Annotated in this window: 24 protein-coding genes; 8 read left to right on the forward strand and 16 right to left on the reverse strand. The window is 66.5% G+C overall.

The features are described from left to right. Window positions 1-48: 48 nt before the first annotated feature. The 11 genes from pnp to CVN68_RS15245 all read right to left on the reverse strand — a co-directional run bounded on the left by pnp (window position 49) and on the right by CVN68_RS15245 (window position 13,156). The gene (gene pnp, locus CVN68_RS15195) at window positions 49-2,448 is read right to left on the reverse strand and encodes a polyribonucleotide nucleotidyltransferase (RefSeq protein WP_100282948.1); all 2,400 of its coding nucleotides are present in this window, start codon (window positions 2,446-2,448) and stop codon (window positions 49-51) included. A 158-nt stretch (window positions 2,449-2,606) separates the two neighbouring features. After that, window positions 2,607-2,876 (reverse strand): 30S ribosomal protein S15, encoded by a 270-nt coding sequence (gene rpsO, locus CVN68_RS15200; protein ID WP_077510704.1) that lies wholly within the window; start codon window positions 2,874-2,876, stop codon window positions 2,607-2,609. A 24-nt stretch (window positions 2,877-2,900) separates the two neighbouring features. Further along, the gene (gene truB, locus CVN68_RS15205; protein ID WP_100282949.1) at window positions 2,901-3,785 is read right to left on the reverse strand and encodes a tRNA pseudouridine(55) synthase TruB; all 885 of its coding nucleotides are present in this window, start codon (window positions 3,783-3,785) and stop codon (window positions 2,901-2,903) included. A 3-nt stretch (window positions 3,786-3,788) separates the two neighbouring features. Beyond that, window positions 3,789-4,373 (reverse strand): thymidine kinase, encoded by a 585-nt coding sequence (locus CVN68_RS15210; protein ID WP_100282950.1) that lies wholly within the window; start codon window positions 4,371-4,373, stop codon window positions 3,789-3,791. Window positions 4,374-4,404: 31 nt separating this feature from the next. Next, window positions 4,405-4,800, reverse strand: a complete 396-nt coding sequence (gene rbfA, locus CVN68_RS15215; RefSeq protein WP_100282951.1) for a 30S ribosome-binding factor RbfA — start codon at window positions 4,798-4,800, stop codon at window positions 4,405-4,407. 8 nt (window positions 4,801-4,808) lie between these two features. After that, window positions 4,809-5,228 (reverse strand): PaaI family thioesterase, encoded by a 420-nt coding sequence (locus CVN68_RS15220; RefSeq protein ID WP_100282952.1) that lies wholly within the window; start codon window positions 5,226-5,228, stop codon window positions 4,809-4,811. 137 nt (window positions 5,229-5,365) lie between these two features. Continuing rightward, a complete protein-coding gene (gene infB / locus CVN68_RS15225; protein WP_100282953.1) occupies window positions 5,366-8,098 on the reverse strand; it encodes a translation initiation factor IF-2 in 2,733 nt (910 codons plus the stop codon). 8 nt (window positions 8,099-8,106) lie between these two features. Continuing rightward, on the reverse strand, window positions 8,107-8,787 hold the full coding sequence (locus tag CVN68_RS15230; protein WP_233503723.1) for a DUF448 domain-containing protein: 681 nt from the start codon (window positions 8,785-8,787) through the stop codon (window positions 8,107-8,109). Between the two features lie 136 nt (window positions 8,788-8,923). Then, complete coding sequence (nusA, locus tag CVN68_RS15235) at window positions 8,924-10,555, reverse strand: transcription termination factor NusA (RefSeq protein ID WP_100282954.1); 1,632 nt, start codon at window positions 10,553-10,555, stop codon at window positions 8,924-8,926. Between the two features lie 3 nt (window positions 10,556-10,558). Continuing rightward, window positions 10,559-11,146: a ribosome maturation protein RimP gene (gene rimP / locus CVN68_RS15240; RefSeq protein WP_100282955.1), complete on the reverse strand. Its 588-nt coding sequence runs from the start codon at window positions 11,144-11,146 to the stop codon at window positions 10,559-10,561. Window positions 11,147-11,272: 126 nt separating this feature from the next. Beyond that, complete coding sequence (locus CVN68_RS15245) at window positions 11,273-13,156, reverse strand: alpha/beta hydrolase family protein (RefSeq protein ID WP_233503376.1); 1,884 nt, start codon at window positions 13,154-13,156, stop codon at window positions 11,273-11,275. Window positions 13,157-13,336: 180 nt separating this feature from the next. Here CVN68_RS15245 and CVN68_RS15250 point away from each other — a divergent pair, with 180 nt between their 5' ends. Continuing rightward, window positions 13,337-14,476 (forward strand): PQQ-dependent sugar dehydrogenase, encoded by a 1,140-nt coding sequence (locus CVN68_RS15250; RefSeq protein ID WP_100284441.1) that lies wholly within the window; start codon window positions 13,337-13,339, stop codon window positions 14,474-14,476. A 28-nt stretch (window positions 14,477-14,504) separates the two neighbouring features. Continuing rightward, on the forward strand, window positions 14,505-15,695 hold the full coding sequence (locus CVN68_RS15255; RefSeq protein ID WP_100282957.1) for a PQQ-dependent sugar dehydrogenase: 1,191 nt from the start codon (window positions 14,505-14,507) through the stop codon (window positions 15,693-15,695). A gap of 1 nt (window position 15,696) precedes the next feature. Here the strand turns inward: CVN68_RS15255 and CVN68_RS15260 are convergent, their stop codons facing one another. Together CVN68_RS15260 and CVN68_RS15265 are read right to left on the reverse strand one after the other, a co-directional pair. Continuing rightward, on the reverse strand, window positions 15,697-16,071 hold the full coding sequence (locus CVN68_RS15260; protein ID WP_100282958.1) for a PaaI family thioesterase: 375 nt from the start codon (window positions 16,069-16,071) through the stop codon (window positions 15,697-15,699). Continuing rightward, a complete protein-coding gene (locus CVN68_RS15265; RefSeq protein ID WP_100282959.1) occupies window positions 16,065-16,514 on the reverse strand; it encodes a PaaI family thioesterase in 450 nt (149 codons plus the stop codon). The genes CVN68_RS15260 and CVN68_RS15265 overlap by 7 nt, the downstream gene beginning before the upstream one ends. A 118-nt stretch (window positions 16,515-16,632) precedes the next feature. On the opposite strand from CVN68_RS15265, the gene CVN68_RS23360 reads away from it, so the two are divergent. From CVN68_RS23360 to CVN68_RS15290, 6 genes are all read left to right on the forward strand, one after another. After that, window positions 16,633-16,794: a hypothetical protein gene (locus tag CVN68_RS23360; protein ID WP_158298910.1), complete on the forward strand. Its 162-nt coding sequence runs from the start codon at window positions 16,633-16,635 to the stop codon at window positions 16,792-16,794. 213 nt (window positions 16,795-17,007) lie between these two features. Then, complete coding sequence (locus CVN68_RS15270) at window positions 17,008-17,736, forward strand: hypothetical protein (protein ID WP_233503378.1); 729 nt, start codon at window positions 17,008-17,010, stop codon at window positions 17,734-17,736. Next, window positions 17,724-18,614, forward strand: coding sequence for a transposase (locus CVN68_RS15275; RefSeq protein WP_100282961.1), 891 nt, complete (start codon window positions 17,724-17,726; stop codon window positions 18,612-18,614). Before CVN68_RS15270 ends, CVN68_RS15275 begins: the two co-directional genes overlap by 13 nt. A gap of 49 nt (window positions 18,615-18,663) precedes the next feature. Beyond that, on the forward strand, window positions 18,664-19,305 hold the full coding sequence (locus CVN68_RS15280) for a winged helix-turn-helix domain-containing protein (protein WP_233503379.1): 642 nt from the start codon (window positions 18,664-18,666) through the stop codon (window positions 19,303-19,305). 40 nt (window positions 19,306-19,345) lie between these two features. Then, on the forward strand, window positions 19,346-20,122 hold the full coding sequence (locus tag CVN68_RS15285) for a crotonase/enoyl-CoA hydratase family protein (protein ID WP_100282962.1): 777 nt from the start codon (window positions 19,346-19,348) through the stop codon (window positions 20,120-20,122). 68 nt (window positions 20,123-20,190) lie between these two features. Further along, window positions 20,191-21,384 (forward strand): thiolase family protein, encoded by a 1,194-nt coding sequence (locus tag CVN68_RS15290; protein ID WP_100282963.1) that lies wholly within the window; start codon window positions 20,191-20,193, stop codon window positions 21,382-21,384. Here CVN68_RS15290 and CVN68_RS15295 read toward each other — a convergent pair. From CVN68_RS15295 to CVN68_RS15305, 3 genes are read right to left on the reverse strand one after another with little or no spacing between them, the layout of a single operon-like run. Beyond that, window positions 21,381-21,902, reverse strand: coding sequence for an SRPBCC family protein (locus tag CVN68_RS15295; protein ID WP_100282964.1), 522 nt, complete (start codon window positions 21,900-21,902; stop codon window positions 21,381-21,383). The genes CVN68_RS15290 and CVN68_RS15295 overlap by 4 nt on opposite strands. Window position 21,903: 1 nt before the next feature. Then, complete coding sequence (locus CVN68_RS15300; RefSeq protein ID WP_100282965.1) at window positions 21,904-22,341, reverse strand: SRPBCC family protein; 438 nt, start codon at window positions 22,339-22,341, stop codon at window positions 21,904-21,906. Further along, a complete protein-coding gene (locus CVN68_RS15305) occupies window positions 22,338-22,733 on the reverse strand; it encodes a VOC family protein (protein ID WP_100282966.1) in 396 nt (131 codons plus the stop codon). The genes CVN68_RS15300 and CVN68_RS15305 overlap by 4 nt, the downstream gene beginning before the upstream one ends. Window positions 22,734-22,736: the final 3 nt, after the last annotated feature.

The raw sequence follows: 22,736 nt of genomic DNA on the forward strand, positions 1-22,736 counted from the left end.
AGGGGCCCGGTTTCCCGAGCCCCTTCTTAGTCTGGCTTTGAACCCGACTTAGTCGTCACTGCCGCCGGTGAGAAACGCCGGCAGGCCGATATCGTCGCCGCCCTTGTCACTACCATTTTCGCCGCCTTCGCGCGGCGGACGCGGACCGCGATCGCCGCGGCCTTCGCCGCGCGGACCACGATCGCCGCCGCCTTCGCGACGCGGACCACGGTCACGATCGCCGCCACGGCCACCGCCGCCGCCGCCGCGCTGACGGTCACCGCGATCACCGCGATCGCCGCCACCGCTGCGTGGGCCACGATCGCCACCTTCGCGGGGTTCGCGCGCCGGACGGGTGTCTTCGAGCTCGGCACCGGTCTCCTGATCGACGACGCGCATCGACAGGCGAACCTTGCCGCGCGGATCGATCTCGAGGACCTTGACCTTGACTTCCTGGCCTTCGCTGAGGACGTCCGAGACCTTCTCGACGCGCTCGTTGCGGATCTCGGAGACGTGGACGAGGCCGTCCTTGCCGCCCATGAAGTTCACGAACGCACCGAAATCGACGAGGTTGACGACCTTGCCGTCATAGACCTTGCCGACCTCGGCCTCTTCGACGAGACCCTTGATCCACTTGATCGCGGCTTCGATCTGCGCGGGATCCGAGGACGAGACCTTGATCACGCCTTCGTCGTCGATGTCGACCTTGGCGCCGGTGGTGGCGACGATCTCGCGGATCACCTTGCCGCCGGTGCCGATGACTTCACGGATCTTCGACTTGTCGATGGTGAAGGTCTCGATACGCGGTGCGTGCGCCGACAGCTCCTCACGGGTGTGATCGAGCGCCTTGGCCATTTCGGCCAGGATGTGGATGCGGCCTTCCTTGGCCTGATCCAGCGCGACCTTCATGATCTCTTCGGTGATGCCGGCGATCTTGATGTCCATCTGCATCGTGGTGATGCCTTCGGAGGTACCCGCAACCTTGAAATCCATGTCGCCGAGGTGATCCTCGTCGCCGAGGATGTCGCTGAGAACCGCGAATTCCTTGCCCTCGAGGATGAGGCCCATCGCGATGCCCGAGACCGGACGCCTGATCGGCACGCCGGCGTCCATCAGCGAAAGCGAACCGCCGCAGACCGACGCCATCGACGACGAGCCGTTCGACTCGGTGATGTCGCTGGTCAGGCGGATCGTATAGGGGAACTCTTCCTTGGTGGGCAGCACGCCGTGCAGCGCGCGCCATGCCAGCTTGCCATGGCCGACTTCGCGACGGCCCGGCGCGCCGAAGCGACCGACTTCGCCGACCGAGTAAGGCGGGAAGTTATAGTGCAGCATGAAGTGCTGGTAGCTGAGGCCGCCGAGACCATCGATCATCTGCTCGCTGTCACGCGTACCGAGCGTGCAGGTCGCGATCGTCTGGGTCTCGCCGCGGGTGAACAAAGCCGAGCCGTGCGCGCGCGGGAGGAAATGGACTTCCGCGACGATCGGACGGACCGTCTTCGTGTCGCGGCCGTCGATGCGGCGGCCTTCCTTGAGGATCGCGGTGCGGACGATGTCGGCCTCGAGCTTCTTCACCAGCTTGAGGCTGGCGAGATAGGCCTGCGGATCGCTGTCCTTGAGGTCGGTCAGGCCGTCGCGGGCCTTGGTGCGCGCCTCGTTGATCGCGGTCTGGCGGGCCTGCTTGTCGGTCAGCTTGTAGGCGGCCTCGAGGTCCTTGCCGATCAGCTTCTTGAGCTTGGCCTTCACTTCGACCTTGTCGTCCTGGACCTTGAGTTCCCAAGGCTCCTTGGCGGCCTGCTCGGCCAGCTTGATGATCGCGTCGATCACCTTCTGGCTCTCGCGATGCGCGAACATCACGGCGCCGAGCATGATCTCTTCCGAAAGCTCCTTGGCTTCGGATTCGACCATCATCACGGCGTCGTGCGTCGCCGCGACGACGAGGTCGAGCAGCCCGGCATCGACTTGCTCGTCGGTCGGGTTGAGGATGTAATCGGTGCCGTCATAGCCGACGCGCGCCGCGCCGATCGGGCCCATGAAGGGCACGCCCGACAGCGTCATCGCAGCCGAAGCGGCGACCATCGCGAGGATGTCCGGCTCGTTCTCGCCGTCATAGGATAGCACCTGCGCGATGCAGTTGATTTCGTTGTAGAACCCTTCCGGGAAGAGCGGGCGGAGCGGGCGATCGATGAGGCGGGAGATCAAGGTCTCCTTCTCGGTGGCGCCGCGCTCACGCTTGAAGAAGCCGCCCGGGATACGACCCGCGGCAGAGAACTTCTCCTGATAGTGAACGGTCAGCGGGAAGAAGTCCTGGCCTTCCTTGACGTGCTTGGCCGCGGTCACTGCGCACAGCACCACGGTCTCGCCGAGCGTCGCGATCACCGCGCCGTCGGCCTGACGGGCAACCTTGCCCGTTTCGAGAGTCAGCGTCTTGCCGCCCCACTCGATCGATACAGTCTTCTTGTCGAACATTGGATTTCCTTCACTCCCGCTGCCAGATGCGGCGGGGGCCTATGTCCGGGCTATCCCGGCCCGGGCGGTTCGGGATGGTCTTCATCCCTGCCGGAGCCGCAGGCCGGATCGCCCGTGGCTCGAATGTCAAAAGGGCGCCGCAAGGGCGCCCTTTCTTGTTACTTGCGAAGGCCGAGCTTCGCGATGATGCCGGTGTAGCGGGCCTCGTCCTTCTTCTTCAGATAGTCGAGGAGGCTGCGGCGCTTGTTGACCATCAGCAGCAGACCGCGGCGCGAGTGATTGTCCTTCGCGTGGGTCTTGAAGTGCTCGGTCAGGTTGGTGATCCGCTCGGTGAGGATCGCAACCTGGACTTCGGGGCTGCCGGTGTCGCCGCTCTCGCGGCCATGTTCCTTGACGAGCGCGTCCTTGCGCTCCTGCGTGATCGACATATGTCTCTTTCCTACGACATCGCATTACAGATTGAAGCCGCGGACGACCCGGACGAATCCGGCCTGTGCCTCCACCAGCGCGACCGGCACATCGTCCAGTGTCGCGAAGTATTGGCCATCATCGGCGGCGGTCCCTTCCAGAACCTGCCCCCTGCGGAGCAGCCCTGCCTGGTCGGGAGTGAGAGATAGAGCCGGGATGTCGTCCAGCCCCGCCCTCAACGGCAGGAGTAACTGTTCAAGGGTGCGGGCCTTAGCGGCATCGGTCAAAATGTCCAGCGAAATTGCAGAATCGAGGCTGAACGGGCCGGCCCTGGTGCGGCGGAGCATGGTGACATGGCCAACGGTGCCTAGCGCGAGCGCGATGTCGCGGGCGAGGCTGCGGATATAGGTACCCTTTGAGACATGGGCGGTGAGGGTGACCTCTTCCACACCGTCGCCCGGATGACGAACAAGTGAGTAGACCGTCACCGCGCGCTTGGTCAGCACCACTTCCTCGCCCGCCCGGGCGAGGTCATAGGCGCGCTCGCCATCCACCTTGAGCGCCGAATAGGCCGGCGGGACCTGCTCGATCGGGCCGGTGAAGCGCAGCAGTATTCTTTCGACTTGCGCCAAGGTCGGCCGAACATCGGACACTGCGATCTCCTTGCCCTCCAGGTCGAGCGTGTCGGTCTGCATGCCGAAGCGTATCGTGAACGCATAAACCTTGTCGCTGTCGAGCATCCGCCCGGCGAGCTTGGTCGCCTCGCCGATCGCGATCGGCAGCACGCCGGTCGCCAGCGGATCTAGCGTGCCGCCATGGCCGACCTTGAACTTGCCATAGCCGCCGTCGCGCAGCGCCCGCTTGACTGCGCTGACGCCCTGCGTCGAGCCGAGCCCCAGGGGCTTGTCGAGGATGATCCAGCCGTGCACCGATCAGCCCGCCGCGCCGGTACGCTGCATGAAATGCCGCCGGCACAATGCGACATAGCGCTCGTTGCCGCCGATCTGCTTCTGCTCGCCTTGCCGCACCGCGCGGCCGCTATCGTCGACGCGCAGGTTCATCGTGGCCTTGCGGCCGCATTCGCAGACCGATTTGATCTCGATCAGCGAATCGGCAAGCGCGAGCAATTCGGCCGAGCCTGCGAACAATTTCCCCTGGAAATCGGTGCGCAGCCCATAAGCCAGCACCGGGATATCATCCTCGTCGCACAGCGCGGCGAGCTGGCGGACCTGCGCCGCCGACAGGAATTGCGCCTCGTCGACCAGAACGCAGGCGAGCGGCGCATCGAAATGCGCGTCCTGCGCGATCTGCTGCAGATCGGTACTCGCGTCGAACGGAATGGCCCCGACGCGGATACCGAGTCGCGAATCGATCACGCCCGTGCCGCCGCGATCATGCACCCCGGCAGTGAACAACAGGGTCCGCATCCCGCGCTCGCGATAATTGAAATCGGCCTGGAGCAGGGTGGTCGATTTGCCGGCGTTCATCGAGGCATAATAGAAATAGAGCTTGGCCATCCGGCACCCTTAGGGATGCGCGACGGCGAAGTCAGTCCTCCGATTCGCCGAGATCCTGCGCCACCTTGGGCGCGCGCAGAAGCTGCTCGATATGGCTGCCTTCGTCGAAGCTCTCGTCGGCGCGAAATTTGAGCTTGGCGGCATATTTCATCTTCACCCGCGCCGCGACTTCGCGCTGGAGATAGGCGGTGTTGGTGCGCAGCGCCTTGAGCACGGCTTCCTCGTCCTTGCCGAGCAGCGGCTTCACGAACACGGTGGCGTGACGCAGATCGGGGGACATGCGGACTTCGGTGATCGAGACCATATGGCGCGCCAAGGTCTCGTCATGCACGTCGCCGCGCTGGAGAATCTCGGACAGGACATGGCGCACATGCTCGCCGACGCGGAGCAGGCGGACGGAACGGTCTTCGGTCTGGGTATGCTTCATAGTCTGATTCAGTCCCGACGCGCCATCGCGCCCTGCATGACGCGGCCGGTGAAGGTGCCGCGGGCGACCAGATTGCCGCCTTCGTCGAACAATTCGGCCTCGGTGACGGCGATCGTCTTGCCGAGGTTGACTACCCTGCCCTTGCCCGTGAAACGCCCCGGCAGCGCGGGCTTCAGGCAGACGACGTGGAAGTCGATCGTCGGCGCATAGACTGCGCCTTCGGTGGCGGAGAACAATGCCGGACCCTGCGTGTCGTCGAGCATCGCAGCGAGGAAGCCGCCTTGTACCGTGCCCGCCGGATTGAGAAAGCGATCATCAGCGGTGAAGCCGATCTCGATCGTCTTTGCGGCCACGTCCACCGCGCGAACTTCCCAGCCAAGCAGCTTGCCCGAGGAGGGAACGGGAAAATCGTCGAAAATCGATGCCATCTATTCCCTCTCCCGGCGGGAGAGGGAGGGGCCCGCTCGGCGCAGCCGAGTGGGAGGGTGGGCAGTCATGCCCATCGACCCTCACCCTTCCGCCGCTCCGCGGTTCCCTCCCTCTCCCAAAGGGAGAGGGATTTTAGTTACAGCGTACGCTCGCGCAGTTCGACCTCGAAGGTTTCGAGATAGTCCCCGGCCTTGATGTCGGTGAAGTTCTGGGTGAACGTGACACCGCATTCGAGCCCCGCGCGCACTTCGGCGACATCGTCCTTGAAGCGCCGCAGCGACGCGATCTCGCCCTGGTAGATGATGACATCGTCCCGGGTGATGCGCGCCTTGAGCGCCTTGCGGATGACGCCTTCGGTGACGAGCAGGCCCGCCGCCTTGCCGTGCTTGCCCGCGCTGAACACTTCCTTGATCTCGGCGCGACCCACGATCGTCTCGAACGCTTCCGGTCCGAGCTGGCCCGCCATGCCGGCGCGAATCTCGTCGGTCAGCTCGTAGATCACGTCATAATATTTGAACGCGACCTTCTGCCGATCGGCGATCTCGCGCGCCTTGGCGTTCGGACGGACGTTGAAGCCGATGATCGGCGCGCCGCTGGCACCCGCGAGCGTAACGTCGCTCTCGGTGATGCCGCCCACCCCGGCGTGCAGCACGCGTGCCTTGATGTCGTCGGTCGAGATCTTGTTGATCGCGGCGACGATCGCCTCGACCGTACCTTGAGTGTCCGCCTTGACGACCAGCGGATATTCCATCGCCTGCTTGTCCTTGAGCGCCGAGAACATGCTCTCGAGGCTGGCAGGCGCGTTGGTGGTCCGCTTGTTCTGGATCACGCCGGCGCGATATTCGGCGACTTCGCGGGCGCGCGCCTCGTTCTCGACGACCTGGAGCGGATCGCCCGCCATCGGCACGCCCGAAAGACCGAGGATCTCGACCGGCATCGCCGGACCGGCTTCCTTGATCTGGCGGCCCTTGTCGTCGACCAGGGCGCGGATCTTGCCGCTCTCGGCGCCGACGACGAAGACGTCGCCGACCTTGAGCGTGCCGCGGTTGACGAGCACGGTGGCAACCGGCCCGCGGCCCTTGTCGAGCTTGGCCTCGATCACGGTGCCTTCGGCCTCGCGATCGGGGTTGGCGCGCAATTCGAGCAATTCGGCCTGGAGCTGGATCTTCTCGATCAGTGCGTCGAGCCCGGTTTTCTTGAGCGCCGAGACTTCGACATCCTGGACTTCGCCGCCCATCTCCTCGACCATCACTTCGTGCTCGAGCAGACGCTGGCGCACGCGCTGCGGATTGGCGCTGTCGAGGTCGACCTTGTTGATCGCCACGATCATCGGCACGCCGGCCGCCTTGGTGTGATTGATCGCCTCGATCGTCTGCGGCATCAGCCCGTCATTCGCCGCCACCACCAGCACGACGATGTCGGTGACGTTGGCGCCGCGCGCACGCATTTCCGAGAAAGCCTCGTGACCCGGGGTGTCGAGGAAAGTGATCTTCGACTTGTCCTTCAGGGTGACCTGATAGGCGCCGATATGCTGGGTGATGCCGCCGGCCTCACCCTTGACCACATCGGTCCCGCGCAGCGCGTCGAGCAGCGAGGTCTTGCCGTGATCGACATGGCCCATGATCGTGACGACCGGGGCACGCGGCTGAAGCGTATCCTCGGCATCCTCGACCATATCGGTGGCCAGATCGACATCGGCATCCGAGACGCGGACGATGTTGTGGCCGAACTCGGTGACGAGCAGCTCGGCGGTGTCCTGGTCGATCGTCTGCGTCATCGTGACGGGCGAGCCCATCTTGAATAGCGTCTTGACGAGGTCGGCGCCCTTTTCGGCCATACGATTGGCGAGTTCCTGGACAGTGATCGCCTCGGGGACGACGACGTCGCGGACTTGCTTGGCCTGCGGCTCGCGCGAACCGCCATAAGAGCGGCGATGCTCCTTCTCACGTGCACGCTTGAGCGCTGCCAGCGAACGGGCACGCGCACCGTCATCGCCGCCAAGGGCGCGCGTGACGGTGAGCTTGCCTGCCTGGCGACGATCGTCGCCCTTGCGATCACGCTGCTGCGGACGCGCGGGCTCGGCCGGACGGCGCGGCGCGAGACCGCCGGTCGTCGGCGCGGTGCGCGGTGCGGCAGGGCCCGCCGATCCGGCGGCGGCAGGACGCTCCTGTGCCGGGGACTGTGCCTGCGCCTGTGGCGCGGGCTCGGGCTTGGGCTGCGGCCTGGGGATTTCTGGGCGCTGCACCGGCGTGAAGATGCGCGGCGCGGGGCGGCTCGGATCGAGCTGGATTCCGACCTGCCGCGGGGCGGGAGCAGGCGTGGGAGCTGGAGCTGGAGCCGCAGGCGTGGCCGCTACAGTCGGCGCGGGCGTGGGCGTAGCTTCCGGCGCGGCGATTGCGGGCTCAGGCTCGGGCGCGGCTTCGACCTTGGGCGCGTTGGCGGCTTCGGCTTCGGCGCGGGCACGCTCTTCGGCACGGCGGGCTTCGGCCTCGATGGCCTCGGCACGCTCGCGCTCCTCGCGGCGCCGCGCTTCCTCGAGCGCTTGCATGCGCTGGTCTTCGGCTTCGCGCAGCATGCGCGACTGACGCTCCTGCGCCGACTCGTTCGAGACGGGCGGGCGCGGTGCCGGCGCGGCGGGACGCGGTGCCTGCGGGACGGGGGCGGCGGCGACGGGTTCAGGCGCAGGCGCCTGTTCTTCCTGCGGCGCGCCCTGCGGCCCGAGGACGCGACGGCGTTTTACTTCCACTACCACCGTATTGGAGCGGCCGTGGCTGAAGCTCTGCTTCACCTTGCCCGTCTCGACCGTGCGCTTCAGCCCCAGCGGCGCGCGCATGCCCAGTTTCGGCTTTTCGTTCTCGGTATCGCTCATGCGGCTGCTCAAAGTCCTTCAGTCGAGTTCGTCGTAATCTGCGACCCGCCCGGCGGGAACGCCGATGCGCCCTGCGAGCCTGTTTCGCAAGGGCGGGAAGCGGGGTCGGGTCCGATAAAGTGCAGCCAGCGGTCGAGCGCTTCGCTCACCCGGCTGGCCGCCTTGGGATCTGTCAGGCCGGCATGTACCACATTTTCACGGCCCAGCGCCAAGGACAATATGGTGCGCGGAAGGGGCAATGTTAACCCCTTGCGCCCGCTACCTTCCATGTCCGAGCCGACCCGCCACGCCTGGGCGAGCTTGCCGGCGCCATCCTGACCGGCGTCGGAGGCGTGGAGCAGCAGGTGCAATTTCCCCGAGCGCGCCGCCTTGTCGAGCCGTTCGCCGCCGATGGTGACGTGGCCCGCCTTTGATTCCAGCCCGAGCCGATCGAGCAAATTGCGCAGCAGCTGCGCCTCGATTCGCGCGCCGAGATCGTCGGGTATACGCAGGTCCTGCGTCTTGAATGCACGCGACAGCGCACCGCGTAGCTTGCCCTTGGCCTGAGCCTTTTCGAGCTCGGCGCGCGGCACCCCGATCCACGCGCCGCGGCCGGGGGCCTTGGCGCGGATATCGGGGAGCACTTCGCCATCGGGCGAGAGCGCGAGTCGGACCAGCCCGTCGCGCGGCGATTCCTCGCGACTGAGGATGCAGGTGCGAACGGGATCGTTCCCCTCCCGCTTGCGGGAGGAGTTAGAGGGCCGCGCCTCAGACGAAGTAGTGGAGGGTGGCCCCTCCCCCGACCCCTCCCGCAAGCGGGAGGGGAGCGACTCTACCGACGGGGTATCATTGCTCGGATTCCGCAACAGCGTCCTCCGCACTGGCCGATGCCGGCTCTTCTTCGTCCGCGAACCAATGCGCGCGGGCGGCCATGATGATCTCGTTGCCCTGTTCGTCGGTCAGGCCATATTCGGCGAGGATCCCGCCCTTGTCTTCGGCGCGCTCCGACGACTTGCTGTTCTCGGCGCGGCGGCGGGGCTCCTGGCGCTTCTTCTGGACCAGTTCGTCGGTGGCGAGATCGGCGAGGTCGTCGAGCGTCTTGATGCCTGCCTTGCCGAGCGTGACCAGCATCGCTTCGGTCAGGTACGGCATCGTCGCAAGATCGTCCTCGACACCGAGTTCGCGGCGTAGCTGCCGATTGGCTTCCTCGCGGCGATCGAGCGCTTCCTGCGCACGGCTCTGCAGCTCCTGGCCGAGTTCCTCGTCAAAGCCTTCGATCCCGGCGATCTCGACGAGTTCGACATAAGCGACTTCTTCGAGCGACCCGAAGCCTTCGGCGACGAGCAGCTGGGCCAGCGTCTCGTCGACGTCGAGCTCGTTCTGGAACAGCTCGGAGTTCTGGACGAATTCCTTCTGGCGCTTCTCGCTGGCATCCTGCTCGGTGAGGATGTCGATCGCCTTGCCGGTGAGCTGGCTGGCGAGACGGACATTCTGGCCGCGGCGGCCGATTGCGAGGCTGAGCTGATCGTCGGGGACGACGACTTCGATGCGGTCATCCTCTTCGTCGATCACGACACGGCTGACATTGGCCGGCTGGAGCGCGTTGACGACGAAGGTCGCGGTATCGGGCGACCAAGGGATGATGTCGATCTTCTCGCCCTGCATTTCCTGGACGACTGCCTGAACGCGGCTGCCCTTCATGCCGACGCAGGCGCCGACCGGATCAATGCTGGAATCGTGGCTGATCACGCCGATCTTGGCGCGCGAGCCCGGATCGCGGGCCGCGGCCTTGATCTCGATGATGCCGTCGTAGATTTCGGGGACTTCCTGCGCGAACAGCTTCTTCATGAAGTCCGGATGCGCACGGCTGAGGAAGATCTGCGGCCCGCGATTCTCGCGGCGCACGTTGAGGATGATCGAGCGGACGCGATCGCCGACGCGGACGACTTCGCGTGGGATCTGTGCGTCGCGGCGGATCACGCCCTCGGCGCGGCCCAGATCGACGACGACGTGGCCGAACTCGACGCGCTTGACCACGCCGGTGATGATCTCACCCATGCGGTCCTTGAATTCCTCGTGCTGGCGCTCGCGCTCGGCGTCGCGGACCTTCTGGAAGATGATCTGCTTCGAGGCCTGGGCCTGGATGCGGCCGAACTCGATCGGGGGCAAAGGATCGACGATGAAGTCGCCGATCGCGGCATCCTTCTGGAGCTTCTGCGCGCCCTTCAGATCGACCTGCTTGAAATAATCGTCGACTGCCTCGACCACTTCGACGACGCGCCACAAGCGGAGATCGCCGGTGGTCGGGTCTAGCTTGGCGCGGATGTCGTTCTCGCTGCCATAGCGGTTCTTGGCGGCGCGCTGGATCGCATCTTCCATCGCCTCGATGACGATGGCGCGGTCGATCAGCTTTTCCTTGGCGACCGAATCGGCGATCGCGATCAGCTCGGCCCGGTTGGCGGTAACGGCAGTGGCCATGGCTTACCCTTCTACTTCGATGATTTCTTCGGCGCCCTCGGTGGGCGCCTCTTGATAAAGAATGTCGTCAGCTCCCGCTGCCGACAGGGGCGCGGTTGCGGCGATGAGCCTGTCGGTCATCGTCAGTTTGGCGTCCTCGATCAGGTCGAACGGCACCGAATGCTGCACGCCTTGTGCGTCGGTGATTCGGACGGCCTTCGCTTCGGGTTCGATCCCGGCAAGGTCGCCCTTGAACTGTTTGCGCCCGTCGAGCTTCTCGGCGAGATTGATCCGCGCCTCGTGCCCCGCCCAGTCCTGATAATCCTGGAGGCGAGTGAGCGGGCGATCGATGCCGGGCGAGCTGACTTCGAGCCGATAGGCATGCTCGATCGGATCGCGGCCCTCGGCTTCGAGCGCGTCGAACTTGTCCGAGATGCGGCGCGAGAGATCGGCGCATGCGTCGATGGTGAGCTGGCGCGTGTCGGGGCGCTCGGCCATCACCTGCAGCGTCGGATCGGACGTGCCGCCGAACATCTTGACGCGCACGAGTTCGAGCCCGAGCGCCTTGGCTTCGGGTTCGATCAGGCTGGTCAATGCGGCGATGTTCGCCATCGGGTCTCCGGCAATCAGATAAGCAGCTTCAGCGCCGGAGCCCTGCGGGCCCCGACCTCGGCATGTGTGACGATGTCGAGAAAGCACGTGCGATATACGCGCTCGCCGCCGCCCAGGCAAGTGGGGCTAGGCGGGGTTGTGCGCTTCGAGGAATTTGCCGACGCGAGTCAGGAAATCGGCATTGTCGCCGGGGCCTTCGAGGGTGTGGCCCTGGTCCGCATAAGCGACATAATCATGCGCGCGGCCGCGGCGCGTCAGCGCCTCGTGAAAGCGGACCGATTGGTCTCCCGGCACCGTATCGTCGGCAGTGCCGTGCGCGATCAGGATCGGCATGTGCAGGGCATCGACCCTTGCGATCGGCGAAAGCGCGTCGAGCGAAGGCGCCCGGCCCTGGATGCGGCTCTTCCACGCGCGATAATCTCGTTCGTCGAATGTCTTGCGATCGTAAGCGAGCTGCGCCGCGACGTCCGATATTCCGGCAAAGCTGATCGCGCAGCGATAGCGCGGCGACGGGTCCGTGGCGGCCCACATCGCCGCATAGCCGCCATAAGACGCGCCCATGATGCAGACCCGGCGCGGGTCGGCCAGGCCCTGCGCCGCGAGCCAGTCGACGCCGTCGTCGATATCCCGCTGCATGCCCCGGCCCCATTCGCCATTGCCCTTCTCGACAAAGGAACGGCCGTAGCCGGTCGAACCGCGATAATTGGGCTGGAGCACGGCATAGCCGCGATCGGCGAGATATTGGACCCACGGATCATAGCCCCAGCTGTCGCGCGCGAAGGGACCGCCATGCGGCATGACGATCAACGGCAGGCCGCTGGCCGCACGCCCCGCCGGCAGGGTCAGATAGCCGCTGATCTCTAGCCCGTCGCGGGCACGATACTGCACTGGCTGCATCTCCGCTCCGCGCTTGTTGGTCAGCGCCGGGCTGACCGCGGCGACCAACGTCGCGCGCCCCTCGCCATAGAGATAAAAGGCGCCCGGATCGCCGGCGGATTCGCTGAATACCAGCGACCGCGTCTGGTCCGCGCTCGACGAGATCACGCGATTCGCCCGACCCGGCAGTACCGAATCGACTCGCGTCTGACGTTGCGCCATTGCCGGATCCAGCCAGTGCGTCGCGGAGCGCCCGGCGGCGTTCACGCCGAGCAACCGCCCGTCGGACCCGGTCTGGAACCCCTCTAGGTCGGCTTGCGGATCTTCGTAGAGCAACCCGCCGAGGCGCCCTTTGCCGAAATCATAGGCATAGAGCCCGATTCGCCCGGCGGCGGTCTGGGCCAGCGCATAGCCACGATCGCTGCCGCGAATCGGGACGAAGCGATCGGCACCAGCAAGGCCGCCGGCACCGCGCGTCGGTCGGCTGAATGAGTCCTGTTCGTTCTTGCGATAGAGCAGCCACGACCGCTTACCCTGCGTGGCGAGCCCGGCGCGGATCACCCCGGCCGAATCGGCATACCAGTTCCAGACATGCTCGCGCGGCGCGACGGCAAGCGTGACCGCGCCGCTGGCGAGATCGAGGCGGTAGACACCGGGCGTCGGCTTGTCCGGGACCATGGATTTGAGCAGCAGGAAGCTGCCGTCGGCGGCGATGTGGATCACTTCGTCGCCGGCCTCGACCGGGCGGACGGCCCCGAGCTGGCTGCGCTTGCCGGTGTCGAGATCGATCGTCACGAAGCGTGCGCTCGGTGCGGCGCCTTGCCGGAGCAGGCTGACCAGCAGCCGGCGGGGGCCCAGCCAGCCATGCCATTCGAGCCGCTCTTCCTCGGGCAGCGCGACCGGGCGAACCGCAGGCGCGGCGCCGGACAAATCGTAGACTGCGAGAACGGGACGGCCATCAACGAGCGCGCGTGCCGCGACACGCAGCCCATCCGGCGACAGCGTGGCATCCTCGATGGCCGGCGGCGTGAAATAGATGGCCGCGTCGACCGGCGACACGTCGCGCGCCGCGGACGCAGGCCCTGCCTGAAAACAGCCGAGCGCCAGCACGGCGCCGCACAGATACCGCCACATCATCGACTTGCCCCCAAGCCTTTTTACCGGGGCAGAGCATGATCGACGGAATAAAATTGCGCAATATCGTGGAAACACGCAACTATTCGATACGTTTGCGCAATGAGCGACGCCCCCGCTCGACAGTGGAGCGCAATTGCCGGATGCGCGTTGCACAGCCAATCGCAAAAGGGTGACACGATGCGCAAATTACGGGTGATCTTGCCGGCCGCGGCATTGCTGGCCGCGTGCAATCCGCCGTCCGGCGCAGTGGCGCAGGAAAATGCCGGGACGGCTGCCGGGCTGCCGTTTCGCGTAACGCCGGTAGCGGACTTCGACGCGCCCTGGGCAATGACCTTCCTTCCCGACGGGCAGATGCTGGTGACCGAGAAAGCGGGAACGCTGCTGCTCGTCTCGGCCGGCGGCAAGCAAAAGCACCCGATCGCGACGCTGCCCGTCGATTCGGCCGGGCAGGGCGGGCTGATGGACGTGGTCCTCGCTCCCGATTTCGCGCGGAGCAAGCAGGTCTATCTGAGCTATTCGGCGGCGGGCGAGGGCGGCAAAGGCGTGGTACTCGTGCGCGGCGTGCTCGGCGCGCAGGGCGGGCATCCGGCGCTGACGGGAATCACCGAGCTGTTTCGCGCCACGCCGTTCGTATCGGGCAACGGCCATTATTCGGGCCGCATCGCCTTCTCGCCCGACGGCAAGTACCTTTTCTTCACCAATGGCGAGCGACAGAAATTCGATCCGGCCCAGGATCCCAAGGCGACGCTGGGGAAGGTTTTGCGACTGACCCTCGACGGCAAGCCCGCGCAGGGCAATCCGCTGGCGGCGCAGGGCTTCCACCCGGCGGTGTGGTCCTACGGCCATCGCAACCTGCTCGGCATCGCCTTCGACGCGAAGGGCAATCTGTGGGAGCAGGAGATGGGTCCCAAGGGGGGCGACGAAGTCAATCTGGTCTTGCCGGGCAAGAATTACGGCTATCCCAAGGTCTCGAACGGTAGCCACTATGACGGTCGCGACATCCCCGATCACGCGCCGGGCGACGGCTTCGAGGCGCCCAAAGTCTGGTGGAATCCGGTGATCAGTCCGGGGGGGCTGATGGCCTATTCGGGCAAATTGTTCCCACAATGGCAAGGCGATCTGTTCATCGGGGGGCTTTCGAGCCAGTCACTGGTGCGCGTCCACGTCGACGGCACCAATGCGAAGAAGGGCGATCAATGGCCGATGGGCGCGCGCATCCGCGAAGTCGAGCAAGGGCCTGACGGCGCGATCTGGCTGCTCGAGGACGGCGACGATGGCTCTCAAGGACGTTTGCTGCGTTTGACTCCCGCCGGCTGAGGAAAAGCGCCGGCGGGAGGAGCGTTTGATGCGGTACAACCTCTGGCTGGCGGGCGCGGCGCTGGCGGTGCTTTCGGCGTGCGGCGGCGGTGGCGACGGCGGTGTCGTCACCCCGACGCCGACACCGAGCCCCTCTCCCAGCCCATCACCCTCGCCTTCGCCCAGTCCAACTCCGTCGCCGACCCCGATCACCTCGGTCCAGTCGACTGCGGTCGCAACCTTCGCCTCCCCTTGGGCGATGGTGTTCCTGCCCGATGGCCGCGCCTTGGTCACCGAGAAAGGCGGCACGTTGCGGATCGTGACGCAGGCCGGCGTCAAATCGGCTGCGCTCGGCGGGGTGCCCGCAGTCTCGGCGGGCGGGCAGGGCGGTCTGCTCGATGTGGCGCTACATCCCGGCTTCGCGACCAACGGCGGGGTATATCTCAGCTTTGCCGAAGCGGGGACGGGCGGGGCCGGGCTCGCGGTAGCGCGCGGTACCTTGGTCGAGGACGGTGCCGGGCCACGGCTGACCAATGTCTCGACGATCTGGCGCCAGACCCCCAAGGTGAGCGGCAGCGGGCATTTTGGCGGGCGCATGGCCTTCGGCCCATCAGGACACTTGTTCGTCACTGCAGGCGAACGCCAGCAAGGCTCCCCTGCGCAGGATCTGACCAAGACGCTCGGCAAAATAGTGCGGCTCAACGCCGATGGCAGCGTTCCCGCCGACAATCCGTTCGTCGCCACCGCCGGCGCCCGGCCGGAGATCTGGTCCTATGGCCATCGCAATCCTTACGGGCTGTTCTTCGACTCCGCCGGCCGGCTCTGGGAGAACGAGATGGGGCCGGAGGGCGGCGACGAATTCAACCTGATCGCAAGCGGCGGGAATTATGGCTGGCCCAATGCCTCGAACGGGCAGAATTATGGCGGCGGCAACATCCCCGATCACACCCCCGGCGACGGCTATGTCGCCCCCTTGGCTTGGTGGACGCCGGTGATCGCGCCGGGCGGAATGATCCTCTATTCGGGCAGCCTGTTCGCCGTGTGGCAGGGCGACGCGATCCTCGCCGGGCTGGTGAGCCAAGGGCTGGTGCGCGTGCGCTTCACGTCGACGAACGCTTCCGAAGCGCAGCGAATCGGGCTCAACCAGCGCATTCGCGAAGTCGAACAGGGGCCCGACGGTGCGATCTGGGTGCTCGAGGATGCTTCGAACGGACGCCTGCTCAAGCTGACGCCCGGTTGAGCTAACGGACGATCAGATAGTTCATCCGCGCCGCGGCGATCGGCCGTTCGGGCTCGTCCTGCCAAGCGACCGCCTCGACGTTGGCGACCCGCGTGCCGAGCCGGGTGACGGTGCCCCGCGCGCGCGTCGGCTTGTCGCGGCCGCCGCGCATATAGTCGACGGTGAGGTTGATCGGCTTGATCCGCGCGCCGCCCTCGGCTTCGAGCGCCTGCTTGAGCGCGCCGACCGCGGCCATTTCGAGCAACCCGCCGATCGCGCCGCCATGGAGGAAGCTCGGCCGGCCGACGACATCGATCGCGAAGGGCATGACATAAGTGGGCGCGGTCTCGCCGGGTTCGACCTCAAGCCCGAGCAGTCTCGCATAAGGGATCACCAATAGCCCTCCACTGCCATGAAGGTGCCCGCGACATGCGCGAGCGGATCGTTCGGGTCGCCGTCATGGGCCTGACCGCGGACGAACGCGATCGAGCGCGTGATCCGATAGCATTCGCCGCGGCCGATCACCGTCTGGCCAGGGCGGGCGGGGCGCAAATAGTCGATGCGCAGATCGAGCGTGGCATGGCCCTTGAACGCATCGAGTTTGCGCCACACCCCGACGCTGGTTGCCATGTCCATCAGCGCGAGAATCGGCCCCGAGGCGATGACGCCCGAAGCTTCGTCGCCGATCAGATCGGAGTGGTATGGCAATGCCAGCTCGGCCCAGTCGTCGCCATGATCGTGATAGACGATCCCGAGCCTTCCGCCATGCCCGCCGAAGCGGCCGCCGAACAGCAATTTGGGATCGAAGGCGCGCGCCGCCGGCGTGTCGCTGTCGGTCATACCGTCGCCCTAGCGCGGCGAGCGGGGCCGCGCAAACCAGCAACATTACAAGGATGTAACGTGCACTGCCTGGCGCCTTCGCTTTAATCTGACCGGACTTTGCGGGAGGGAGCGAAAAATGAAGCTGGTGCAAATCGATCCGGCCGAGATCGTCGAGCTGGACACGCTGGTGGCGATCCACGGCGCAGTGCGGGCGGGAGAAGAGACGAGCATCGACGACCTTTTCGAGCTGCTCGTCGGGATCGCCGTGCTGATCTACGAGCTCGCGCCCGGCGGTTGAGCGATGCCCAGGATTTCCGAAACGACGCGCGCAGCTATGGTCGCGGCGCGGGCACGATCCGGCGCAACCATGCGGGAATGGCGCGGGGGGGCCGCATATCGGACGGCGACGGCGGCCTTCGCAGGATGCGCGGACTCGCCCGAACGGGCGGCGGATCGTGCGGAGCAGCTTCTCGCGGATGATGATTGGGCCGGGGCGCTGGTCGCCCCGTTGGTGGATGCGCTGGCTGCCGACCCGTTCTTCGAGCCGGCATTCAAATTCCATCGCGACGCACGACGGGTGGGCGCGGTGCTGCTTGATTGCCCGGCGGCGTCGATCGCCGCGAGCGTCAGCAGTGCCGCCGCGATGGAGACATTGCCGGCACCACGGACAATCGTCTTCACCGGCCGGATCGCAGTGACTCGCGTCGCCAAGGCGGGCGGAGCCCGGCTGCAACGATGGGCCACGACGCCCGACACTTTGGGCAACGCGCGGTGCATTCCGGCCGATTCATGGCCACTCCGCGACGGCGCGATTCACCGCACCGACGGCCGGCACGAGGCGCAATCGATCGGTGACGCGGCGAGCGACGTAGTGACTCTCGTCGCCACGATCCGCGCCGGTGCGGCACCGCTGATGCGCGAATATGATCTGGAAACCGGCACGCTGCAGCGCATTGCCGATGCCGACGATCGACCGTCGCGCACCGCGATGCTGCTGCGCTTCCTGCGCGTCGCGGGACGGGCCGACGCGGCCACCTGTTTCGAGGACGCAACGCACGCGGCGGACTTTCATCTGCGCTGGGCGGCGATGCGCGAATGGCTGGCGCTGGACGCGGCGCGCGCGGCACCGCGGCTCGCCGAAATGGCGGCGATCGACCCCAAGGACGAAGTGCGCGTCGCGGCCACGCATATGCTCAGGGTGGTTGAGGCCCGGCTGACGGACGCGCGATGCCCCGCCTGATCGCCGCGGACGAAGGCACGGCGATCGGGCTCGACGGACTCGTCGAGGCGCTCGACAGGGCCGATTTCGATGCACGCGACGAAGACAGCATCGCGGCGCTGGGTCCGCTGCTCGCGCGGCTGGGCCGCAACCCCGATTTTCTCGCGGACCTCGCGATCGACGAGCTCAAGCGGCGGTGCGAAGGCCAGCATCGTGGCAACGGCTATGGGGCGCAGGTCTTCCTGCTCCGGCCGCCCAACGGGCGTTATGTGCTGCGCGCCAATTTCTGGCCGGCGCGTGACGATCCCCTCGTGCGCGCCAGTGGTCCAGCGGCCTTTTATTACGACCTGCCGCACGATCATAATTTCCCGTTCCTGACCTATGGCTATCTGGGGCCGGGCTATTGGAGCGACTATTTCGAATATGATGTGGACGCGCTCGCCGGGGTGCCGGGGGAGGACGCCGGCCTGCGGTTCGTCGAGCGCTCGCGGCTCGAGCCGGGCAAGCTCATGCTCTATCGGATGCGCCGTGACATCCATGTCCAGTTGCCCCCCGACGCCTTCTCGGTTTCGCTCAACATCCTCGGTGCCGATCCGACCCAGCCGTGGCTCGACCAATATCGCTTCGACATCGCCCGTGGAGTGATCGCAGAGGGGCTGACCTGCACCGGGGCCGAGGCATTGCTCGCCGTCGCGGTGCACATCGGCAATGGCGCGGATCTCGCCGCCGCGTTCGCCCGGAACCACCCATGCGAGCGGATGCGCGTAACGGCGCTCGATGCGCTCACCTCGGCGTTGCCGAGCGAAGCCAATGCGATTTTCGAAAGCGCTGCCGGCGCGGGGAGCCGCTATGTTGCGGGCCACGCCCGGGCGCGGCTGGCGATGCGAGCTGCTCCGTAATGGAGATGTTTTGATCCGGTCCGGAGCAAATGCGCGCTAGGCTGGCGTGGTGGCCGAACTTGTCGCATGCGCGCTCCACATCCCGAAGCTGCGGGAGGCGGCGGGCGCGCGCGGGCTGGCTATTGTCCCTGTGGCTTCGGCGGCGCTGGCGGACAGCGGCGCGCAAGCCGCGATCATCGGACTCGAGGGGCGCGATCCGGCCGTGTGCGTAGCGCGGGCGCGGGCACAAGGCTGGCGGGGCGCGCTGATGCTTGCACTGACCAGCGATTGCGACGCCAGCATCGCGGGGGCACTCGACGCCGGTGCCGACGACGCCGTCGTGCTGCCGGTCTGCGCCGGGGAGATCGCGGCACGGCTGGCGGCGCGGCTGCGCTGCCACGCCCCGACCGTCATTGTGGGTGGGCTGCAGATCGACACGGTTGAACGGCGGGTGGAGCGCGAGAGCCGCGCGATCACGCTGCTGCCGCGCGAATATGCGCTTCTGCTCTATCTCGCGCGGTCGGCAGGGCGCTGCGTCGGGCGCGAGGAGTTGCTCGCCGCGGTATGGGGGCTAAGCTTCGATCCGGGCACCAATGTCGTCGAGGTGCATGTCTCGCGGTTACGCGCCAAGCTCGACCGCGGCTTCGCGGTGCCGATGCTGGTGACCGACAAAGGACGCGGATATCGGCTCATTGACCGGGCTGACCGGTGACGGCGATTGGCGTAGCGTACCCCCGGGAAGAGGAGCCGAAATGACCGAGCGCGTCACCATCACCATCGAGGATCATGTCGCAGACGTCCGCCTGGCGCGACCGGATAAGCTCAACGCGCTCGATCCGGCGATGTTCGCCGCGCTGATCGACGCGATTGCGCAACTGGGAGAGACGCCGGGGCTACGCGCCGTGGTGCTTTCGGGCGAGGGGCGCGGCTTTTGCGCGGGACTCGACATGGCGAGCATGGCGAGCGCCGGATCGGGAGTCGATCTGGCGGCGCGAACCCAGGGACTGGCCAATGATTTTCAACAGGTCGCCTGGGGATGGCGGACGCTGGCGGTGCCGGTGATCGCGGCGGTGCATGGTGTCGCCTTCGGCGGCGGGCTGCAGATCGCCAGCGGCGCCGACGTGCGGATCGCCGCACCCGATTCGCGATTGTCGGTGATGGAGATGAAATGGGGAATCGTGCCCGATATGGCGGGCTTCGCCTTGTGGCGCGGCAATGTGCGCGACGATGTGCTGCGCGAATTGGTTTATACCGCGCGCGAGTTCGGCGCCGAGGAAGCGCAGGCGCTCGGCTTCGTCACCCGGATCGCGGCGGACCCGCATGCCGAAGCGATGACGCTCGCGCGGGCGATCGCAGGACGCAATCCGGATGCGATCAGGGCGGCGAAGCGGCTTGCCAATCTCGAGACCGGCGCCGCCGAGACGCTGGTCGCGGAGAGCGCGGAGCAGGCGCGGCTGCTGCGCACGACCAACCAGATCGAGGCAGTGATGGCCAATATGCAGAAGCGCACGCCCGACTTTACCGACTGACTATTGCAATCGGAGCACCTGTCGCTAGATCAACGTCCATACCCGAAACTCGAAAAGCGAGTCCCTGAATGCGAGAGGCTGCCATCGTTTCGACTGCGCGAACCGGCGTGGGCAAGGCCGGGCGCGGCTGGTTCAACGACACCGAAGCGCCGGTTCTCGCCGCGCATGTGATGAACGCGGCGATCGCGCGCGCCGGAATCGACCCGGGCCGGATCGACGACGTGTTCTACGGCATGGGCAATCAATGGGGGACGCAGGGCGGCAACATGGCGCGGCTCTCCTTGTTCGCCGCGGGCGTCCCGTACAGCGTCCCCGCATTCAGCCTGGATCGCAAATGCGGCTCGGGCCTCACGGCAATCGCACTGGCAGCGCGCTCGATCATGACCGACGAGATCGACGTGGCGCTCGCCGGCGGGATGGAGTCGATCAGCCTGACGATGCAGAACGCGCCGCGGGTGGTGAACCAGTCGGTTACGGCCAAGGTGCCGGCGGCCTACATCCCGATGATCGAGACCGCCGAGGTCGTCGCCGAGCGCTATGGGATCAGCCGTGCGGCGCAGGATGCATTCGCCGCGACCAGCCAGCAGCGCGCCGCGGCGGGACTTGCAAGCGACGCGTTCGCCGAGGAGATCGTGCCGATCACCGTCGAGAAGGCACTGTACGACAAGGACGGCAATCGCACCGGCAGCGAAACCGTGACGGTCACCCGCGACGAAGGCATCCGACCGGGAACCACGGTCGAGGCGCTCGCCGGTCTCAAGATCGTCTGGAAAGACGGCGACTTCGTGAAGGAGGGCCGGCACGTCACCGCAGGCAATGCCAGCCAGCTCTCCGATGGCGCCGCCGCGCAGATCCTGATGGATCGCAAGACCGCCGAGGCCGAGGGCAAGCAGATCCTCGGCATCTATCGCGGCTTCCAGGTCGCGGGGTGCGCGCCCGACGAAATGGGAATCGGCCCGGTCTTCGCGGTGCCGAAGCTGCTCGCGCGCGCCGGCCTTAAGGTCGAGGACATCGGCCTGTGGGAAATCAACGAGGCGTTCGCCAGCCAATGTCTCTATTGCCGCGACACGCTTGGGATCGACCCCGACAAGCTCAACGTCAATGGCGGCGCGATCGCGATCGGGCACCCGTTCGGGATGACCGGATCACGGCTCGTCGGCCATGCGCTGATCGAGGGACGCAAGCGCGGCGTGCGCTATGTCGTCGTCTCGATGTGCACCGCCGGGGGCATGGGCGCCGCCGGGCTGTTCGAGATTCCCTAGGCCCCGAGCGCCTTCGCCGCCGCCGCCTCGGCCTCGGCATGCAATGCCCAGAAGCTGGCGATGTGCTTGCCCTCCAGCCGCCGCTCGAGCACCGCCAGGTGCGCCCCCCAGCCGCCGCCGAAATTGCGCGCGTCGTCAGGGCCGCGCAGTCCGGTATGGGTGAGTGTCAGGCGCGTGCGTGCGTCGCCGATCGGCGCGAGCTCGATCGTCACTTCGCCCGCCTCGCCGCCCGACCATGTGAAGGCGATCAGATTTGGCGGATCAAGCCGGGTGATCGTTTCGTGCCAGGCCTTGCCGTCATAGGGTGCGTAGCGTTTGGGCATCGGATCGGGCGCGTCGGCGAGATTGCCGTGGCGCATCGTCATGCCGATCGCGCCGCCTTCGCGCAGATCGGTCGGCCCGCCCATGAACCAGCGCGCGCGCTGTTCCGGATCGACCAGATATTGCCACACCGTCTCGACCGGCGCGGCGAGCTCGCGCTCGAAGCGCAGCGTTTCGGCAGTGATCGTGTCAACCATTTCAGCTCTCCAATATGCGGGCGAGACTTTCCAGGATCGTCGTCCAGCCTTTGCGGGTCTGATCCTCATAGACCGCCCATTGCGGATCCATTTCGTGCGTGAGGGTGAGCGTGCAGCCGGCCGGCGTATCGACGATGTCGATGGTCACGCGGGTCCATTCGCCTTCGTCCGCCGGATCGGCAGCGAAGAGGAAGACGAGGTGGCGCGGACGATCGATCTCGAGATAGCGGCCACGGTGCTCGGCATCGCCTGCGGCGCGGCGCTCGGTGAGAGTGAAGCCGCCACCGACGCGCGGATCGATCTCGCAGCGGATCATCTCGCCGTCCGGCGTGGCGAACAGGAAGCGCGCCGCATCGGCAGGATCGAGCCAGGCGTCGAACGCGCGCGTCGCCGACGTGGCGAAAGCGCGGGTTACCTTGAGGATGACCGGACCGCTCACTGCAGGTTGACCTGCCACGAGACGCCGAACCTGTCCGATACCCAGCCGAACCGACGGCTCCAGCCGTAATTGTCGAGCGGCATCAGCACCTGACCGCCTTCGCCGAGCGTGGCAAACAATCGGTCGGTTTCGGCCGCGTCGATGCAATCGACGAAGAAGGACCAGGACGGCGTGAAGTCGAAGCCATGGGTGATGAAGCTGTCATGCGCCATCACCGGCTGGCCGGCGATCTCGGCATGCGCGCGCAAGACCGTCCCCTCGGGACCCGGGCCGTCGCGGCCGAAGCGCTCGATTGATACGATACGGCTGCCGGGAACCGACTCGACATAGAAATCGAGCGCCGCCTGCGCCTTGCCATGCTGGAACATGAGGAAGGGAGTTGCCTTGGTCATTCG

The sequence above is a fragment of the Sphingomonas psychrotolerans genome, assembly GCF_002796605.1.
Classification (GTDB): Bacteria; Pseudomonadota; Alphaproteobacteria; order Sphingomonadales; family Sphingomonadaceae; genus Sphingomonas; species Sphingomonas psychrotolerans.

Coding starts and splice junctions, on each gene's coding strand:
- pnp (WP_100282948.1), bottom strand. CDS start 2,448: ATGTTCGACAAGAAGACTGTATCGATCGAGTGGGGCGGCAAGACGCTG.
- rpsO (WP_077510704.1), bottom strand. CDS start 2,876: ATGTCGATCACGCAGGAGCGCAAGGACGCGCTCGTCAAGGAACATGGC.
- CVN68_RS15210 (WP_100282950.1), bottom strand. CDS start 4,373: ATGGCCAAGCTCTATTTCTATTATGCCTCGATGAACGCCGGCAAATCG.
- rbfA (WP_100282951.1), bottom strand. CDS start 4,800: ATGAAGCATACCCAGACCGAAGACCGTTCCGTCCGCCTGCTCCGCGTC.
- CVN68_RS15220 (WP_100282952.1), bottom strand. CDS start 5,228: ATGGCATCGATTTTCGACGATTTTCCCGTTCCCTCCTCGGGCAAGCTG.
- infB (WP_100282953.1), bottom strand. CDS start 8,098: ATGAGCGATACCGAGAACGAAAAGCCGAAACTGGGCATGCGCGCGCCG.
- nusA (WP_100282954.1), bottom strand. CDS start 10,555: ATGGCCACTGCCGTTACCGCCAACCGGGCCGAGCTGATCGCGATCGCC.
- rimP (WP_100282955.1), bottom strand. CDS start 11,146: ATGGCGAACATCGCCGCATTGACCAGCCTGATCGAACCCGAAGCCAAG.
- CVN68_RS15245 (WP_233503376.1), bottom strand. CDS start 13,156: ATGTGGCGGTATCTGTGCGGCGCCGTGCTGGCGCTCGGCTGTTTTCAG.
- CVN68_RS15250 (WP_100284441.1), top strand. CDS start 13,337: ATGCGCAAATTACGGGTGATCTTGCCGGCCGCGGCATTGCTGGCCGCG.
- CVN68_RS15255 (WP_100282957.1), top strand. CDS start 14,505: ATGCGGTACAACCTCTGGCTGGCGGGCGCGGCGCTGGCGGTGCTTTCG.
- CVN68_RS15265 (WP_100282959.1), bottom strand. CDS start 16,514: ATGACCGACAGCGACACGCCGGCGGCGCGCGCCTTCGATCCCAAATTG.
- CVN68_RS23360 (WP_158298910.1), top strand. CDS start 16,633: ATGAAGCTGGTGCAAATCGATCCGGCCGAGATCGTCGAGCTGGACACG.
- CVN68_RS15275 (WP_100282961.1), top strand. CDS start 17,724: ATGCCCCGCCTGATCGCCGCGGACGAAGGCACGGCGATCGGGCTCGAC.
- CVN68_RS15285 (WP_100282962.1), top strand. CDS start 19,346: ATGACCGAGCGCGTCACCATCACCATCGAGGATCATGTCGCAGACGTC.
- CVN68_RS15290 (WP_100282963.1), top strand. CDS start 20,191: ATGCGAGAGGCTGCCATCGTTTCGACTGCGCGAACCGGCGTGGGCAAG.
- CVN68_RS15295 (WP_100282964.1), bottom strand. CDS start 21,902: ATGGTTGACACGATCACTGCCGAAACGCTGCGCTTCGAGCGCGAGCTC.
- CVN68_RS15305 (WP_100282966.1), bottom strand. CDS start 22,733: ATGACCAAGGCAACTCCCTTCCTCATGTTCCAGCATGGCAAGGCGCAG.